The 17,247-nt window shown below is 49.9% G+C and carries 17 protein-coding genes; 12 read left to right on the top strand and 5 right to left on the bottom strand.

The features are described from left to right. Positions 1-278: 278 nt before the first annotated feature. Positions 279-905: a hypothetical protein gene (locus B5F71_RS19905; protein ID WP_143269919.1), complete on the bottom strand. Its 627-nt coding sequence runs from the start codon at positions 903-905 to the stop codon at positions 279-281. Positions 906-910: 5 nt separating this feature from the next. Then, entirely contained in the window at positions 911-1,810 is a 900-nt protein-coding gene (locus B5F71_RS15460; RefSeq protein WP_087212005.1) for a helix-turn-helix domain-containing protein, read from the bottom strand. A 126-nt stretch (positions 1,811-1,936) separates the two neighbouring features. Between B5F71_RS15460 and B5F71_RS15455 the strand changes: the two genes are divergently transcribed. The 10 genes from B5F71_RS15455 to B5F71_RS15410 all read left to right on the top strand — a co-directional run bounded on the left by B5F71_RS15455 (position 1,937) and on the right by B5F71_RS15410 (position 11,681). Continuing rightward, a complete protein-coding gene (locus B5F71_RS15455) occupies positions 1,937-2,713 on the top strand; it encodes an MBL fold metallo-hydrolase (protein ID WP_087212002.1) in 777 nt (258 codons plus the stop codon). A gap of 22 nt (positions 2,714-2,735) precedes the next feature. Next, on the top strand, positions 2,736-3,185 hold the full coding sequence (locus B5F71_RS15450) for a cupin domain-containing protein (protein ID WP_087211999.1): 450 nt from the start codon (positions 2,736-2,738) through the stop codon (positions 3,183-3,185). Positions 3,186-3,483: 298 nt separating this feature from the next. Then, complete coding sequence (locus B5F71_RS15445; protein ID WP_241148626.1) at positions 3,484-3,882, top strand: HU family DNA-binding protein; 399 nt, start codon at positions 3,484-3,486, stop codon at positions 3,880-3,882. Positions 3,883-4,071: 189 nt separating this feature from the next. Beyond that, positions 4,072-5,061 carry an aldo/keto reductase gene (locus B5F71_RS15440; protein WP_087211996.1) on the top strand — a complete coding sequence of 330 codons (990 nt, stop codon included), beginning with the start codon at positions 4,072-4,074 and terminating at the stop codon, positions 5,059-5,061. Between the two features lie 21 nt (positions 5,062-5,082). Further along, a complete protein-coding gene (locus B5F71_RS15435) occupies positions 5,083-6,162 on the top strand; it encodes an alpha/beta hydrolase (protein ID WP_087211993.1) in 1,080 nt (359 codons plus the stop codon). Between the two features lie 8 nt (positions 6,163-6,170). Continuing rightward, positions 6,171-6,989, top strand: a complete 819-nt coding sequence (locus B5F71_RS15430) for an aldo/keto reductase (RefSeq protein WP_164488588.1) — start codon at positions 6,171-6,173, stop codon at positions 6,987-6,989. Between the two features lie 239 nt (positions 6,990-7,228). Beyond that, positions 7,229-7,672: a MarR family transcriptional regulator gene (locus B5F71_RS15425; RefSeq protein WP_022040415.1), complete on the top strand. Its 444-nt coding sequence runs from the start codon at positions 7,229-7,231 to the stop codon at positions 7,670-7,672. Beyond that, positions 7,653-8,996, top strand: coding sequence for a TolC family protein (locus tag B5F71_RS15420; protein ID WP_143269918.1), 1,344 nt, complete (start codon positions 7,653-7,655; stop codon positions 8,994-8,996). Before B5F71_RS15425 ends, B5F71_RS15420 begins: the two co-directional genes overlap by 20 nt. Positions 8,997-9,009: 13 nt before the next feature. Next, positions 9,010-10,080: an HlyD family secretion protein gene (locus B5F71_RS15415; protein WP_162609948.1), complete on the top strand. Its 1,071-nt coding sequence runs from the start codon at positions 9,010-9,012 to the stop codon at positions 10,078-10,080. Further along, positions 10,077-11,681, top strand: a complete 1,605-nt coding sequence (locus tag B5F71_RS15410; protein ID WP_087211988.1) for an MFS transporter — start codon at positions 10,077-10,079, stop codon at positions 11,679-11,681. Before B5F71_RS15415 ends, B5F71_RS15410 begins: the two co-directional genes overlap by 4 nt. A gap of 3 nt (positions 11,682-11,684) precedes the next feature. Here the strand turns inward: B5F71_RS15410 and B5F71_RS15405 are convergent, their stop codons facing one another. From B5F71_RS15405 to B5F71_RS15395, 3 genes are all read right to left on the bottom strand, one after another. Then, a complete protein-coding gene (locus B5F71_RS15405; protein WP_087211985.1) occupies positions 11,685-12,866 on the bottom strand; it encodes a C1 family peptidase in 1,182 nt (393 codons plus the stop codon). A gap of 65 nt (positions 12,867-12,931) precedes the next feature. Next, positions 12,932-13,927 (bottom strand): AI-2E family transporter, encoded by a 996-nt coding sequence (locus B5F71_RS15400; RefSeq protein ID WP_022040419.1) that lies wholly within the window; start codon positions 13,925-13,927, stop codon positions 12,932-12,934. Between the two features lie 4 nt (positions 13,928-13,931). Continuing rightward, the gene (locus B5F71_RS15395) at positions 13,932-14,912 is read right to left on the bottom strand and encodes a bile acid:sodium symporter (RefSeq protein ID WP_022040420.1); all 981 of its coding nucleotides are present in this window, start codon (positions 14,910-14,912) and stop codon (positions 13,932-13,934) included. A gap of 163 nt (positions 14,913-15,075) precedes the next feature. Between B5F71_RS15395 and B5F71_RS15390 the strand changes: the two genes are divergently transcribed. Together B5F71_RS15390 and B5F71_RS15385 are read left to right on the top strand one after the other, a co-directional pair. Next, positions 15,076-16,233, top strand: a complete 1,158-nt coding sequence (locus tag B5F71_RS15390; RefSeq protein ID WP_087211982.1) for an N-acetylmuramoyl-L-alanine amidase — start codon at positions 15,076-15,078, stop codon at positions 16,231-16,233. A 23-nt stretch (positions 16,234-16,256) separates the two neighbouring features. Then, complete coding sequence (locus B5F71_RS15385; RefSeq protein WP_022040422.1) at positions 16,257-17,144, top strand: MlaD family protein; 888 nt, start codon at positions 16,257-16,259, stop codon at positions 17,142-17,144. Positions 17,145-17,247 lie beyond the last annotated feature (103 nt).

Here is a 17,247-nt window from a genome sequence, read left to right as displayed (position 1 = left end):
TTTTAACTCCTTTCCATCCATTGGGATGTTTGCGGATATTCAAAAAATGAATATATACTGCATCCGCAGTTGAATATATACTGCATTCGCGGTTGAATATATACTGCATTCGCCTACGAATATATACTGCATCGGCAAACGCAGTACTACTGCATTTTCAACTCAGTCGAATTGGCTAATTGCGGACATTCATTAAGAAGCTGTTTTGAATTTATCGTGCGATGATTTGGGATGAGTTTTTGAGGCATTTTTGCTTCTGTGATGAGGAAGATAGCGGGCTATCTGACGAAGAACAGGAGCGGAAAGGACCAAAAAATCGCCCAAAGCACACACGAAAACGGATACATCAAGCCAAGAAAAACTTTTTGGAGAAATTCAAAACAGCTTCTGAGTATCAACTCGATGTAGGCGACAAGGATAGTCCGTTGGTGCACATCGGGATGCCTGCATAATTCTTCCTGTATCTGCTTCATCAGGGCGATGAGGGTAGCCCGTTCCTCGGCGGTCATGTGCAGGGCTTCGTTCACCTGATAGGCAAAGAAGGTAAACTCTTTCATCCGTGCGGCAAGCGGCGTGCCGTGCAGCAGTTCGGGCGAAAACAGCAACGCCCAACCCTCGATGCGGAACACCTCGCCGTTGTCTTCCACACCGCCTATCTGTCCCGGCGACACACAAATAAGCGTTCCCTCCCGATAATCGTACTTGCTGCATCCGTAAGTCAAATCCTCCAAGCAATCATCGCGCAGAAAGAGGGCATAGACGGAGAAACGGGTGCGGCTGTGGCGTATGGGCGGCAGCGCGGCATAGTCGATGACGCTGACCAACGGATGCTGGTCAGCGTGCCCGACGTAGGCGTTGTAGTCGTGGACGGTCTTTGCGTTCAGAATCTTGGGCATGAGTACCATATATTTTATTCATAAATACCATTCTTATAATCCTGTAGATATTGCGTGAACGTCTTCCCCGTCTGCTGTTTGAAGAAGCGCATCAGGTGGCTGGGGTCGGAGAAATGGAAATCATCCGCCAGTTCGCTGACGGTGCGGTTGGAGAAGAGCAGTTCGTTCTTCAGTTCTTCCAGCAGACGTTGTTTCAGCAAATGGGCGGCTGATACGCCGAACTGAGCCATGACCGAAGCGTTCAGCGTGATGCGGCTGATGCGAAGCTTGTCGGCATACTCCTGTACCCGCTGCATGGTGCGGATGTGCTGTTCCAGCAAGTCCTTGAATTGGAAGGCGTAATTGTTCTTCGCGATTTCTACGGGCAGGCGGTATGCGGCAGCGTATGCCCGGTTGATAATCAGCAGCAGGTAATAGAGCACGGAGACGATGAGGTTGTACGTGTCCGCCACGGGATGCAGCAATTCCTGTTTGATTTTGCCGAGCAGGCGCATGTATTCCGCCAGTTCTTCGGGCGAGGCATACAGATAAGGCGGCGTGTCGGTCTGGTAATAGTAGAGCAAGCGATAGACAAAGAACTTGTCGGCAATGAATGTGCGCATGAAGTCTTCGCGGAAGATGAGAAACGTATAGTCCAATGCCGCTTCGTCCACATGCCATTCCTGTTGTTGGTGGGGCGAGAGGAGCAACACCATACCGTCATGCAGCTCTATCTTGCGGAAGTTCAGCAACAGGAAACCGTTTGCCTTCCGAAGAAAATAGAAACTGAAGAAGTCCGTCTTGAACCGTTTGTATTCGGTCAGCACAGGGCCGATGTCCTTGTTCGTGGCGGTGTTGATGTAGAAATCCACGCCGCAATCCGTCTTGCTGAACGGCACGCTGACCAGTCGTTCGGGGTTGATTATCTCTTTCATACGCTTGAAATTTCCACAAAGGTAATATATTCCTTTATCAAAATGGCATTTATTCCCCTGTTTTGGGCATAGAGGTGCGGGAAGATTCTGCCGAACTTTGCAACCGTAAACATTAAAACATAGAAGATAATGGAAACAACAACTATCCGTTTGGTGCGCAATGCCACCTTGAGAATCAATTATGCAGGATACAACATCCTTGTTGACCCGTTCTTTGCCGACAAGGGAACCATCCAGTCGGCACTTGGCGTGTATAAAAGCCCCCGTGTGCACCTGACCATGCCTATCAGTGAAGTGACGGAAGGGTTGGACATGGTGTTGCAGACCCACATCCATCCCGACCACTACGATGAAACGGTAAAGCAACATCTGCCGAAGGACATCCTTTATTATACCCAACCGCAGGATAAGGCGACGGTGGAGCAGGACGGCTTTATCCGGGTAGAAGTAATTGAAGACAAGACGACAGTGGAGGATATGGCTATCCATCGTGTGAGCGGCCATCACGGTTTCGGCAAGATTGGCGAGATAATGGGACCTGTGTCGGGCTATGTTCTGAAAGCAGAGGGCTGTCCTACGGTCTATATCATGGGCGATTGCAAATGGGAAGCCTGCATCCGCGAAACGGTGGAGCGATTCAAGCCCGACTATATCGTGGTGAACAGCGGCGGAGCGGTCTTCCCGGAGTTTTCCAAGGTAGACGGCTGCATCATCCCCGATGAAGCCGAGGTAATGCAAATGCTTGATGAACTGCCTCTGCAAATCAAGCTGATAGCCGTCCACATGGATGCCATTGACCATTGCCAAACCACTCGTGAAATCTTGCGCAATGAGGCTTGGCATCACGGTGCGGACATGAACCGCCTGATTATCCCGGAAGATGGAGAAACCATTAACTTATAAACCCTATAAAAAGAATACAGAAATGAAAGAAATTAAGAAAGTGGCAGCAGCCAAAAACTTCAGCGCAATAAGCGTTGGCAAACTGAGTGAACTGAGTGACTATGTGATAGAGCTTTCGCCCGAAGTGAAGATTCCGGGAAAGGTGTTTGGAGGCGCGGCACTTCAAGCAACGGGCAGCGAGTTCTCCTTCCAGATGTTCCAGCCGGGAACGGAAACGGGATTCCTCCATACCCACAAGAACCATGAGGAACTTTATTTCTTCCTTGTGGGAAAGGGTGAGTTCCAAGTAGACGGACAGGTGTTCCCTGTTGAAGAAGGCAGCGTGGTGCGCGTGTCTCCCGACGGTAAGCGCAGCGTGCGCAACAACGGGACAACTCCGCTCGTAATGCTCTGCGTGCAGTATCGGGGCAACACCTTCACGGCAGAAGACGCAACCGATGGCGTGATTCTGAATGAACCGGTGAAGTGGTGAGAAACGAAACAGGTAAAGGCAAAACAATTTTAAGTTTAACCCGCCTTTCTGTCAAGAATTATCTAAGCGACAACCTGCCCGCAGACACCCCGATTTCCCATCAGGGACACACGACCTCCTCGTCAGGGACAAAAGGGTGCTCGTCGGGGACAAAAGACAACCGCTTGTCAGTCAATCGGTTGCAAAGGCGTTTGATAAGGAAGGACGAAAGACACAAGAAAGGAGGTTTGTATGATATTCTGGAAACGAGTAAAGCAAGCAAGCAATCAACGACCTGTGGTATCCCCGCAGCGTCACCGTGGGCAAACCTGTCGAGACGCAGGAACTTGCCAACCGCATCGCCCGTGAGTCGACCGTGTCGCCCGCCGACACTCACGCCGTACTCCGTGCCCTGCCCAACATCATGGCGGACTTCATGAAAGAAAGCCGTGCCGTGCATTTTGAAGGACTGGGCTGGTTCCGCTACACCACCGTTTCGGCAGGCAACGGCGTTGCCACGAAAGAGGAAGTGAGCAGCGACCAGATTACCGGTCTGCGTGTGCAGTTCACTCCCGACCGTACCCGTAACATGAGCGGCGGCTACACCCGCGCCCTCATTGCCGACGAAGGCATCACTTTCATGGAGTGGCTGGGCAAGGAAAGCGACGAGACGCAGGTGCCCGATAACGAAGAAGAAAATGAGGATGGTGGGCTATAGCGAATAATCCTATACCTGTAAAAAATCCCGCAACGATGTCCTCGCGTTGCGGGATTTTTTGTGCAGTTACGACAAATATACACTTTGCAAATTGACCTTTTCACCAATACTATTTGAGCCTCACAGCAATTATGCGGCAGCTTTTTCGGCGTATCTTTGTATCGTAATAAGAAATCAAACGATTAGGATATGATGAAACGAAAACTGTTATTCTTCACGATGCTGTGTTGCATGGCTTTGTCAGCAAACGCCTGCGGTACGGACGGAACGCATCAGCAGACGACGGAAAATGAGATTACTGGTGGCAGCGATGTGAACGCAAATGATACCGTGGTAAGCGGCGAAGGCTTGTTCGACTTGACCACGGGCGAGAACGGCAAGCCGCCTGTCATTACGCTCAGCAGCGGCTACACCATGCCCGTACTCGGCTTGGGAACATACAGCCTGCATGGAGACGAGTGCATCGATGCCATACTCTCCGCCATCAAGTTAGGCTACCGCAAGTTCGATACTGCCACATTCTACGGAAACGAGGAGGAAGTGGGCGAAGCGATACGCCGCTCTGGAGTGCCCCGTGAGGAGTTCTTCATCTGCACCAAGCTTTATCCCAACGAGTTCGGCCACGCGGAGGAAGCCATCGAAGCCTCTCTTGCAAGACTTAACATTGGCTATGTGGACTTGATGCTGCTGCACCATCCGGGCTGTAACGACGTGGAAGCCTACAAAGCGATGGAGCGAGCCGTGGCGGAAGGCAAGATACGCTCGCTCGGCGTGTCCAACTACTATATAAAGGAGATGACGGAGTTCCTGCCGAAAGTGAGCATCAAGCCCGTGATGACGCAGAACGAGATTCATCCCTATTATCAGGAGAAAGAAGTACGTGAATACATGCACCGCAACGGCATTGTCATCGAAGGATGGTATCCCTTCGGCGGCAGAGGCTATACAAAGGCGATGTTCAGCAACGAAACTCTTAAAGAGATAGCCGAAGCGCATGGCAAATCCCCCGCACAAATCATATTGCGTTGGGACTTGCAGCACGGTGTGGCGGTCATCCCCGGTTCGAGCAATCCCGACCACCAGAAAGAGAACATCTCCGTGTTCGACTTTGAACTGACACCGGAAGAAATGGCACGCATTGACGCACTCGACCGGAACGAGAAACATGACTGGTATTGATAATCTAAACAACAGAAGAATATGAAAACAACAGCAATGAAATCAATCTGCACGGCTTTGCTCGCCTGCCTCTGCGGCACGGGCAGCCTTATGGCACAAGAAAATCAACTTAATACGAATAACATTATGGAAGAAAAATTGAATTTAACGCAAGAATGGGACAAGGTGTTCCCTCTGAGTGACGAAGTGAATCACAGTAAAATCACGTTCCACAACCGTTACGGCATCACGCTTGCCGCCGACCTGTATGTGCCTAAAGGTGCAACGGGCAAACTGCCTGCCATAGCTGTCAGCGGTCCGTTCGGAGCTGTTAAGGAACAGGCATCCGGACTGTATGCACAGGAACTGGCTAAGCGTGGCTTTCTCACAATAGCCTTCGACCCGTCGTTCACAGGCGAGAGCGGCGGTCAGCCCCGTTATGTAGCATCACCCGACATCAATACCGAGGACTTCTGTGCAGCAGTGGACTATCTCTCAACTCGCAACGATGTGAACCCGGAACAGATAGGTATTCTCGGCATCTGCGGTTGGGGTGGCATGGCAGTCAATGCCGCAGCCATCGACACCCGCATCAAGGCCACCGTTGCCGCCACCATGTACGACATGAGCCGTGTCAATGCCAACGGCTATTTCGATGCCGCCGACAATGCCGACGCACGTCACGAACTGCGCCGCCAACTGAATGCACAACGTACAGCAGACTATCGCAACGGCTCGTATGAGCTTGCCGGAGGCCTGCCCGATGTGGTGCCCGATGACGCTCCGCAATTCCTGAAAGATTATTTCGCCTACTATAAGACGGAACGTGGCTACCACAAGCGTTCGCTCAACTCTAACGGTGGCTGGAACAAGACATCGACACTTTCTTTTCTGAACATGCCGATATTGTCCTACGCAGGCGAAATCCGCAGTGCCGTGATGCTTGTCCACGGGGAGAAGGCTCATTCGCGCTACTTCAGCGAGGACACCTACAAGAAGCTCAAGGGCGACAACAAGGAGCTGCTGATCATTCCCGGCGCCAACCACACCGACCTCTACGACAACTTCGACAAGATACCGTTCGACCGGATAGAGGCGTTCTATCGTGAGAACTTGAAATGATGAGCGATATGGATAAACATGTCACTTTCCGAAACGGGCAGCAAGTCTGCCCGCTTGGTCAAGGTACTTATCAGATGGGGCGCAGGCGCAACGAAGAAATACAAGCCCTACGCCGGGGCATTGACTTGGGGCTGACATTAATAGATACTGCCGAGATGTACGGCACGGAAGACCTCGTAGGCGAAGCCGTGCGCGGTTGCCGTGACAAGGCGTTTATCGTCAGCAAGGTATTGCCCAGCAATGCCAGCTACGAGGGAACAAAGCGGGCTTGCGAACGGAGTCTCCAGCGGCTCGGCACGGATTACATCGACCTTTATTTATTGCATTGGATAGGCCGTTATCCGTTCTCCGAAACCGTCCGTGCTTTAGTGGAATTGCAGCAGGAAGGAAAGATCCGGCAATGGGGCATGAGTAATTTGGATGTGGACGATATGGAACATATTCTTTCTTTACCACACGGAAAGGACTGCGCCGCCAATCAGGTGCTCTACAACCTAAAAGACAGGGGCATTGAATACGACCTTATTCCATGGAGCGGTCAGCATCAGATTCCCGTCATGGCTTATACACCGTTGGGCGAAGGAAGGTTGCGCAACCACAAGACGCTGATAGAGATTGCCCGCAGGCATAATGCCACTTCCACACAAATCATGCTGGCGTGGGTAATGCGTACACAGAATGTCATCGCTATTCCCAAAGCAAGCAGCATCGCCCATGTGGAGGAGAATGCCCGAAGTCTCGACATATCCTTGACGGAAGAAGACCTGCATGACATCGATAAAGCATTTCCGGCTCCTACGCATAAAGTGCGTTTGGCAGGTTGGTAAAGTAAGTCATGCACATTTATTATTAATGCCAATAAGGGAGTTAAAAGGGAGTTACAAAGTTCCCCAAGTGGTGTTTCCTGCATTATTATGTGCAAAAAGAATGATTCTCTAGTCAATGAAAGACTTGTTTGTTCTTAATGAAAGTGTGGTGAATAGCTTTTGATTTATTTAGTCAACTATTTGACTAATTCGAGAAGAATGCGTATCTTTGCGCCCCGAAAAGGATAAAGATTGTTTTTATGGAAAAAGAAAGTGCTGCATTCAGGGAGCTGATGTTGCAGTTGTTTCGTACGCGGATGACCTTCAGGCGTGCTGTGCAACGGGCTCTGAAAAAGACAGAAGCAGGGATTACATTCGAGATGCTTCAGGTATTGCGGTGTTTGTGGGAAGAACAAGGCATCTCCCAGCAGGTGCTGGCAGAACGCATAGCCAAAGGAAAAGCCGCATTGTCGAACCTGATAATGAATCTGGAGAAAAAGAATTATGTGTACCGGCTGGAAAGCCCTTCCGACCGCCGGAACAAGCAGGTCTTCCTGAGCGAAGAAGGGAGCTTGTTTTACAAGCGCATCAGCATTGCACTGGATGCTATTTACGAGTCTGCCGGCATTGCCATAGGGCTGGAGAAGGTAGAGTCGATGTCAGCTGATTTAAAACTTACCGGCGATGTGTTGGAAAAAGTTTAGCCTGTTGCTCTGGGGCGTTTGCGCCCTTGCCTTCATAGATGTGCAGGCAGCAGAAAAGGAAGAAATAAAAGAGAACCAGCCTGCCGACTCGTTGTTCCTGACGGTAGATGAACTGTTCCGCTTGGGCGTGGAGAATAGCTTGCGCCTTCAGGCAGATGCCTTGGACGAGGCTATGGCATACGAACGTGGCAAGACTGCCCGCACTTCGCGCCTGCCCGATTTGCAGATAGGCTTGCGCGGGGGTGTCGTAGGGCAGCCAGTGGTATTCCAGCGCGGTTTGTCGGATGCCGTGCGTCCCGACACGCCCGACTGGTCGCAGAACTATGCGATAGATTTTACCCAGCCGCTTTACGAAGGCGGAAGAATCCGCTACGCCATCCGGAGGGCAGACCTGCAGACCCATGCCGCCGCACTTCGTTCCGCCTCCGACCGTGCCGACGTAAAGCTTGAACTGCTGGAACAGTATATGAGCCTGTTCAGCCTGTACAAGCAGCGCGAGGTGCTGATGCGGAACATCGAGGAATCAGAGCTTCGGTTGAAAGATATCCGCCAGATGAAGGAGGAAGGCCTGATTACGAACAACGACGTGTTGCGCAGTGAAATGCAGCTCACGAACGACCGCCTGTCGCTGACCGAAACCGAGAACAGCCTGGCGCTGGTTTCGCAACAGCTCGACATCCTGCTGGGACTGGACGAGAACCGCATGCTTTTGCCCGATACGTCCTTGCTCCGGCGTTCGGTGGCATTGCAGGAGTATGACACTTACGTAGAAGAGGCGTACCTGAACGACCCTGCCATGCAATTGTTGCGCAAGCAGACCGAAATAGCCAAAAACGAGGTTCGCCTGACCAAGGCCGAAGCTTTGCCCAGCATTTCGCTTTATGCCTCGAATACGTTGGCACGCCCCGTGTCGCGCACAATGGCGGACATGTATAACAATGCGTGGAATTTCGGATTGTCAGTCTCTTATCCCCTCTCGTCATTGTATAAGAACAATCACCGGGTGAAGGAAAGCAAGTTTGCCGTGCAGATGAACCTGAATGCCGAAGAACAGAAAAAGCAACAGGTGCGCGTAACGGTACGCACGGCATTTCTCCGCCACCGGGAAGCTTTGCGCCAGGTAGATGCCTTGAAGCTTTCCGTGCACCAGGCGGAAGAGAACTATCGCATTATGCAGAACCGGTATCTGAACCAGCTGGCGATACTGACCGACTTGCTGGATGCCAATGCGGTGAGGTTGAATGCGGAACTGCAACTTACATCGGCACGCACGCAGGTCATTTATACTTATTTTCAACTGGAAAGAGCCTGCGGAAGATTGTGAAATAAAACGAAGAATCATGGGAGAACTAAGAATAAAACGAGAAAGACTGAGGAAATTACGTATGCGGAACCGGATATTGAACGTGGTGTGCATCGTCCTTGCCGGTTCCGGACTATGGTGGACCGCCACTTATTTTTGGCGTTATTTCAATTATGAGGTGACCAACGATGCCTTTATCGACCAGTATGTGGCTCCGTTAAATGTCCGGGCATCGGGCTATATCAAGGAAGTGCGTTTCAGGGAACACCAATATGTGCACAAAGGTGATACGTTGTTGGTACTGGACAATAGCGAATACCTGATTCGGGTAAAAGAGGCCGAAGCGGCTTTGCTGGATGCACGGGGAGCACAGGATGTCCTGCATTCGGGCATTGAAACCTCGCACGCCAACATTGCGGTGCAAGACGCCAACATTGCCGAGGCAAAGGCACGCTTGTGGCAACTGGAACAAGACTATCACCGTTTCCAGCGGTTATTGAAAGAAGAATCCATCCCCCAGCAGCAGTTCGAGCAGGCAAAGGCATCGTACGAGGCAGCCCAAGCACGCTATCAGGCTTTGCTGGAGCAAAAACGTGCCGCCCAGTCGCAATATACCGAAACCAGCAAGCGGACCGTAAGCGCCGAGGCCACCATCCTGCGCATGGAGGCAGACCTCGACCTGGCAAGGCTGAACCTGTCGTACACGATACTGATAGCCCCCTACGACGGGTATATGGGCAGGCGCACACTGGAACCGGGGCAATATGTGCAGGCGGGACAGACCATTTCGTATCTGGTAAGAGGGGATGACAAGTGGGTGACCGCCAACTACAAGGAGACTCAGATTATGCATATTTACATCGGCCAGCCCGTACGCATCAAGGTAGATGCCTTGCCGGGCAGGGTGTTCCGGGGAGAAGTGACGGCCATATCGGAAGCCACCGGATCGAAGTATTCGCTGGTGCCGACCGATAATTCGGCAGGAAACTTCGTAAAGGTGCAGCAACGCATTCCGGTGCGCATCGACTTGAAAGACGCGTCGGATGACGACATGCGGCATCTGCGTGCCGGAATGATGGTAGAGACGGAGGCTTTGCGGAAATGATGGATGTAAGGAGTTTGGGACTTCCCGTGCGGAGGTGGGTGCCCGACTGGCTGGCGGTGGCTGCTCTTTTCATCGTGATATTGCCGGTATTGATGGTCAACGGCGCTTATACGGGCAGCATGCTCGAGGTGTCGAATACGCTGGGCACGAATACCGAGGACATCACGATGGCTTATTATGCCGCGTCGGCAGGGATGGCAATCGGCTATCCCATTGTACCGAAAGTGCTTTCTGCCTTTCCGGCGAAGCCTTTGCTGCTTGCCGACCTTGTCCTGCAGTTCTTTCTGAGCTGGATTTGCGCCCGCTCACAGAATGCGGATATCCTGATTGTGGCAAGTTTCGTCATCGGCTTCCTGAAGGGGTTCATGATGTTGTGGTTCATCCGTATCGTGAAATTCATCTTCAGCCCGAAGGATGTACGCAGCGAGTTTTACTCGTATTTCTATCCGCTGGTATTCGGGTTCGGACAGCTTTCGATGGTGCTTACGGCAGAACTGGCATACCATTATGACTGGAAGTATATGTATTATTTCGAAATGGCACTGATGCTGCTGAGCGTCCTGACGGTAATCATTTGCTTCCGGCAAGACAAGGACAGGACGGGATTGCCGATCGAAGAACTGCATCTGCGCGAAATGCTGGTGGCGGCTGTAGGGGTACTGATGCTGATGTACGTGGCGGATTATGGGAAGATGCTCGACTGGATGGCCTCTTTCAAGATTCGCGCCTACCTGGTTATTGGTCCCATACTGATTGCCTTTTTCATTTGGTTGCAGGCGCATGCCGAAAAGCCCTTCGTCAATCTGGCTCCCTTGTATCAGCCCAAAGCCATCGTGGGATATCTCTACATGATGCTGGTGATGTTTTTCAGCACGTCTACCACGTTGCTCACCAACTATATGACTTCCATCTTGCAAGTGGATTCCGCGCGTACGTACCTTTTATATATATGGATGCTGCCGGGATATGTGCTGGGGGCGTTCATCTGCTTCTGGTGGTTCAGGTGGCAACGGTGGCGTTTCCGCTTCCTCATAGCCGGAGGCATGGCATGCTTTGCCCTGTTTTTCGGCATATTGTATTTTACGGTTTCGCCGGAAAGCACTTACGAGATGCTGTTTTTCCCCGTGTTTATCCGCGGGCTGGGAATGCTGGTTGTGATTATCGCGTTTGCCTTGTTCTCGGTAGAGGACCTGAATCCGAAATTCCTGCTCTCGAATGCTTTTTTCCTGATACTTTGCCGTTCGGTGCTGGCGCCGATTATGGCAACTTCGTTTTACAGCAACGTGCTTTACCACCTGCAGCAAAAGTACATGCATTCGTTATCGGAAACCCTGACGATGGCAGACCCGCTGGCGGCATCGCGGTTCTCCCAATCGTTGAGCAGCGGAATAGGGCAAGGACACGGTTATGCCGAAGCGGCACAGATGGCGACTTCTTCGCTTTACGCCACGCTCCAGCAGCAAAGCCTGCTGCTGGCGTTGAAGGACATTCTGGGGTGGCTGTTCATCGTGACGCTGGTGATAGCCATCGTGTCGCGCTTCATTCCGTTCCATAAAACCATCCGTGTCACCTTTGCCAAGGCAGGCGATGATATGGTATAGTTATCATATCCCCAGCTTTTTCTTCAGTTCTTGGGAGAGGGCATCTTTGTGGACCAGGATATAGATGGTTTTGGCACGGACATAGCTTTCCGACATGTTCAGGTATCCTCCGAAACAGTTCCCGTCGGCTGCCCATGAGTTCTTGGTGATGTAGTAGCGGGTGCCGTTTTGGTCGGTTGCGATACCGGTGATGTGCATCAGGTGATCATCGGTGGTTTTCCCAGATTCGTAGCCTTGCTGGCGGATTTCGGGAGTGACGTTCACTTCCGGATACGGACGCTTAAAATGGAATACTTCGGCAAGCCGGTCTTTTGTGCTCAGTTGTCCCCAGCGTGCACGGTCGCTGTCTTTATACAGGTCGGCATTCTCTACGTCGGGATTGATTGCCACTCCGTTGTTGAACGAGAACCCAGGTTCGCTTACGTCACCGTCCCAGCACAGGGTGTATCCGTTTTCCAATGCCGTGTTCATTGTGCTTATCAGTTCATCCAGAGGAAGGTTGTACATACGTTGGTGCTCCCAGTTGTCGGGGATTTCCACTTCGAATGCTTTGTAATAGGGCTTGTGGGTGAAGCTGGTGAGCGGGATATAGTCGTCGGTGTCGATGTCCAGACTTTCTGCAAAGCTTTCAGGGGTGTATTCTTTGCCTTTATACGTGAATTTTTCGGGGAGTTTGCCGAAGTAGATATCGAACAGGCTATTGGCAAGCTGCTGGTATTGGGGGCTGTTCTTGCTTTGTTTGACTGCTTCTGCAGAGAGGGCTTCCACGTATCCGGCAAGTTCGGAGTGGTTGTGTACCGGTGAGTCGTAGTTAATGCCTGTATAGACTTCTTCGGGCACGATACCTACTTGGTTGAATGCAGTCATCCAACTGGTGGTGATGCTTCCTTGCCCTACGTTACCCTTGCCGTGGCGCAGGAAGTTGTCGGCCATCTGATTCAGGTATTTCTGGCGCACGATGAACATTTCTGAGAGATCATATTCTCCTTTGCCTTGGCGCAGCAGTTCCGATTCGATGAACGAGGTGGTGGCGAAGCACCAGCATGTACCGCTTATTGCCTGGTCTTTTACGGGGGTCGTCTTTTGCTGGACTACGGTGTTGAACTTGTATCCATCTTTCTCTTCTGCCATTGCCGGCAGGGTGGCAAGCGCGAAGGCTGCCCATACATAATGTCTCAGTTTCATGAGTTTTTAAGTTTTTGAGTTTTTAAGTTTTTGAGTTACTGATATCTGTTATTAGTTGTCCATTGTCAATTGTTCGTAAGGTATTCTTTTCGGAACATGTCGAGGAATAGCAGGAAGAGTGATACCAGCAATGGTCCGAAAATGATGCCCATAAAGCCGAAGATGGGAAGTCCTGCCACCACGCCGAAGATTGTAATCAGCGGATGGATGTTTGCCATTTTCTTTTGCAGGATGAACCGGATGAGATTATCGCATTGTGAGATGATGATGCCTCCGTAGGCAAGCAGTATCAGTCCGTGTACCCAATCGCCGATGATGAAGAAATAAGCGGTGACCGGAACCCATACCAGAGCCGTTCCTACCAGAGGGACGATGGAGGCGAAACCGGTAAGCATTGCCGTGAGAACCGGGTTCGGTGCATGGCAAAGCAAATAGCCGAACAATGAGATAAATCCTTGAATGATGGCTAGGAGAGGGATTCCGATGGCATTGGAGCGGACAATGAGCTGGATTTTCTGGAGCACTTCGCGCTTGTTGTTTTCTTCGAAAGGAAGCAGTTCGGAAATGAATTGCTCCATTTTGTCTCCTTCCCATAACATGAAAAACAGGAGCATGATAGCTACGGCAAGGTTTACTATCAGGTCGCTTACCCCAGTCATGATGGAATGGCCGATAGAGGACACTTGGCTGATGATGAATGACAGGTTTTTTTCGGACAATACGTCAAACCCTGTCTTTTCCTCGATGATGCTTATCATTTGTTGGGCGGGGCGGATGATATCGGCAGTATCGAAATGTAGGTTAGATATCTGATTGACCAGTGCCCAGCTGAAAAGTGAAAGTGGTATCAGGATGAACAGGGTTGTTCCAATTGTGATAATCCATACAGAGGCCAAAGGCTTGATTTTCTTTTTCAGCCAGTTTGAGAAGCCGCGCAATAGCAGGTAGAGGGTGAATGCGCCCAAGATGCCGTTCATGAAAGGCTGCGCCTGGCGGAATAATAGAATTCCCAAGCCTACAATCATGATGATGAGTGAATACTTCCAATATTGTTCTTTCATATCCTTAGGTATTTAGCGTTGATGGTTTGTGTTTGGTGATTCGTTCTTCTGATTTCCTTTTCTTCCAAAGCTGCCAGCTGTTGATGGTATTTTGCCACACCACGTAGCTTCCTGGAGCGATGGTTGTAAGCGGGTTCAGATAGGTGGCTGCCATCCAAATGGCAAGCACCGTGTTCTTTTGTCCCAATGCCTGTCCGCCACTGATGCGGTCGTGGTATTTTCCTCCGATGCTTTTTCCTCCCCAAAACTGGAGGCAGCAGATGACTAGTGCCAGAGCAGCGATAATACATTCTTCGGCTATGGAAGTGTTTCCTTCTATCACAGATTGGGTGGTTTGTCCCATTACGATGGTCAGGGATATTCCCCAAAGATAGAATGCCATGTCCTTAAGTCCTACCAGAAATTGATGGACAGGTGGGGCATAACGTCGCAACAACACCGCGATGAAGAAAGGAAAAAGCAGCAAAGGGAATACTTTCCCTAGTATCCGCATGAATGATTCGCCGAACGGAATGTCGGAAGGTTCCACCAGAGGAAAGACCAAAGGGACAACTATGGCTGCCAGAAGATTGGAAGCCAATGTATAAGTGGTAAGCGATGCGGCACTTCCGCCTAGTTTGTTGGTGATGACTGCAGCAGCCGTAGCAGTGGGGCAGATGAGGCAGACCATTGCTCCTTCAAGTGAGATACGCCATACGGAGCTGAAAGGAATGCAGAGCAATACTCCTGCTACTGCCAGACAGGAAATCAGTTGGATAAGCAACAAGATGCAGGTCCATCGCCGCGGAGATAGGTCTTTGACTTCTATCTTGCAGAACGTAAGGAGCAGTTGGGCAAAAATCAGCAGCGGAGTAAGCCAGACCACTAGAAACTTCACGAAAGGTTTGAGTGGATGCAGGAAATCGAACATGGCAAAGCAGAAATATCCTATGACTCCTGCCAGCATGGCCAAAGGCAACGTCCAGTTCTTGATAAATTGTAGCATGGTGTTTCCTACGTTTAGTTTAGGATGCAAAAATAACGAAAAACGTTAAAATGGTTGCCCTTTTTTCTGTTTTTATAGGCTTTCTCCATTAAAATAAAGAAATCTTGTCTGGCTAAAGGAAGAAACCCACAAAAAACTATTACCTTTGCACCAGACTGGAAACATGGGAAAGTATAGATTTAACATATTATGTATATGCTGTTTCTTGCTGTCTTTCGTAGCAACGGCTTCTGAAGTTACGGACAAATCGTTTACCGTAGTTATAGATGCGGGACATGGAGGTAATGATCCGGGGGCTGTGGGAAGACGTGGGCGAGAAAAGAACATCAATCTGAATGTCGCATTGAAATTAGGCAGGTTGATAGAAGAGCAGTGTGGTGATACGAAGGTGGTTTATACGCGCAAGAAAGATGTATTTGTGCCGTTGCATAGACGTGCCGACATTGCCAATGCTGCCAAGGCGGACTTGTTTATTTCCATCCACACCAATTCTGTTGCTTCACGTAACAGCAGGGTGAGCGGTACGGAGACCTATACGTTGGGACTTCACCGAACGGAGGATAATCTGGAAGTGGCAAAGAAAGAAAACTCTGTCATCTTGATAGAAGATGATTATAAGCAGCGTTATGCCGGGTTTAATCCCAATTCGTCTGAGAGTTACATTATTTTCGAGTTCCTTCAAGATAAGTATATGGCACAAAGTGTGAATTTTGCCCAATTGGTTCAGAAACAGTTCCGCCAAAGTGCACGACGTATAGATAAGGGGGTGCATCAGGCTGGCTTTCTGGTGTTGCGCGAAACCACAATGCCCAGCGTCTTGATAGAACTGGGATATATTACCAATGCCGCCGAAGAGCAATACTTGTTGTCCGACAAAGGCAGCTCGGCTTTGGCCCAAAGTATTTATCAGGCATTCTTGAGGTATAAGCAAGAGCATAAGACTCCGGCGGCTGGTGTGGGCGGAGATGTTCCCGTTTCAACCGTGTCAGAAGAGGAAAAGGAAGATTCAGGCATTCAGACAGAACAGGCAAGGAAAGACGGAGTGGAAGACAGACCGGTCTTTAAGATTCAGATATTGACTTCCGACCGGATCTTGCCAGCAAAGAGCCGCTTGTTTAAAGGATTAAGTCCTGTAGGACGGTATAAAGAAAAAGGATTATACAAGTATACTTATGGAGAGACGGTTGATTATAATCAGATACTACGCCTGAAGCGGACGAAAGTAGATGCAAAATTCAAGGATGCTTTCATCATAGCATTCAAGAATGGTGAGAAAATGAATGTCAATCAGGCTATCCGGGAATTTAAACGAAACAGATAATTAAAACAAAAAGACAAGCATATATGAGAAAAGAATTTAAAATAGGACTGGCGGGGATTGCTGCACTGGTCATCTTGTTTTGCGGCATCAAATACTTGAAGGGCATCAATATGTTTAAGCCCGAGAGTTATTACCTGGTAGAGTTTGAAAATGTAAACGGACTTCCTCAGTCGAGTCCGGTGTTTGCCAATGGCTTTAAGATTGGTATCGTGCGTGACATTCAGTACAATTACGCAAAGCCTGGCCATGTGCTTGTAGGCATTGAGTTGGATGAACACATGAAAATACCCAAGGGAAGCCGAGCTGAACTGGTGACGGAAATGTTGGGTACCGTAAAGATGAATCTGCTGCTTGACTTGCAGAATACTACCTATTATAATGAAGGAGATACGCTTCCAGGTTCGGCAAACAACGGACTTATGGGAGCTGCTGAACAGGACTTGCTTCCGAAGCTGCAACAGATGATGCCGAAAATGGATTCCATTTTGGGGTCATTGAACAAGCTGTTGGCAGATCCGGCATTGGCCCAGACGTTGCACAATGCCGAACAGTTGACCGCCTCCTTGAATGCGACCAGTGAGCAGCTGAACAAGTTGATGAGTACCGATGTGCCTCAGGTGATGGGAAACGTCAATGACATTACAGCCAATCTAAAGGTCATCAGCGGTAATTTGAAAGGTGTGGATTACGCTTCCACTATCTTGAAAGTAGATTCCACATTGGCTAATGTCCGTATGTTGACAGACAAATTGAACCGGAAAGACAATACGCTCGGGTTGCTGATGAATGATTCATCTTTATATCAGAATCTGAATGCAACGGCGACCAATGCGGCCAGTTTGTTGAAAGATCTGGAAACACATCCGAAACGCTATGTTCATTTCTCGTTATTCGGGAAAAAAGACAAATAAGAAGCTGTTTTGAATTTATCGTGCGATGATTTGGGATGAGTTTTTGAGGCATTTTCGCTTCTGTGATGAGGAAGATAGCGGGCTATCTGACGAAGAACAGGAG

The sequence above is a fragment of the Bacteroides sp. An269 genome, assembly GCF_002159755.1.
In the GTDB taxonomy this organism is placed as follows: domain Bacteria; phylum Bacteroidota; class Bacteroidia; order Bacteroidales; family Bacteroidaceae; genus Phocaeicola; species Phocaeicola intestinalis.
Note: the sequence above shows the minus strand (reverse complement) of the source record. Positions and strands in the feature narration are given on the sequence as shown.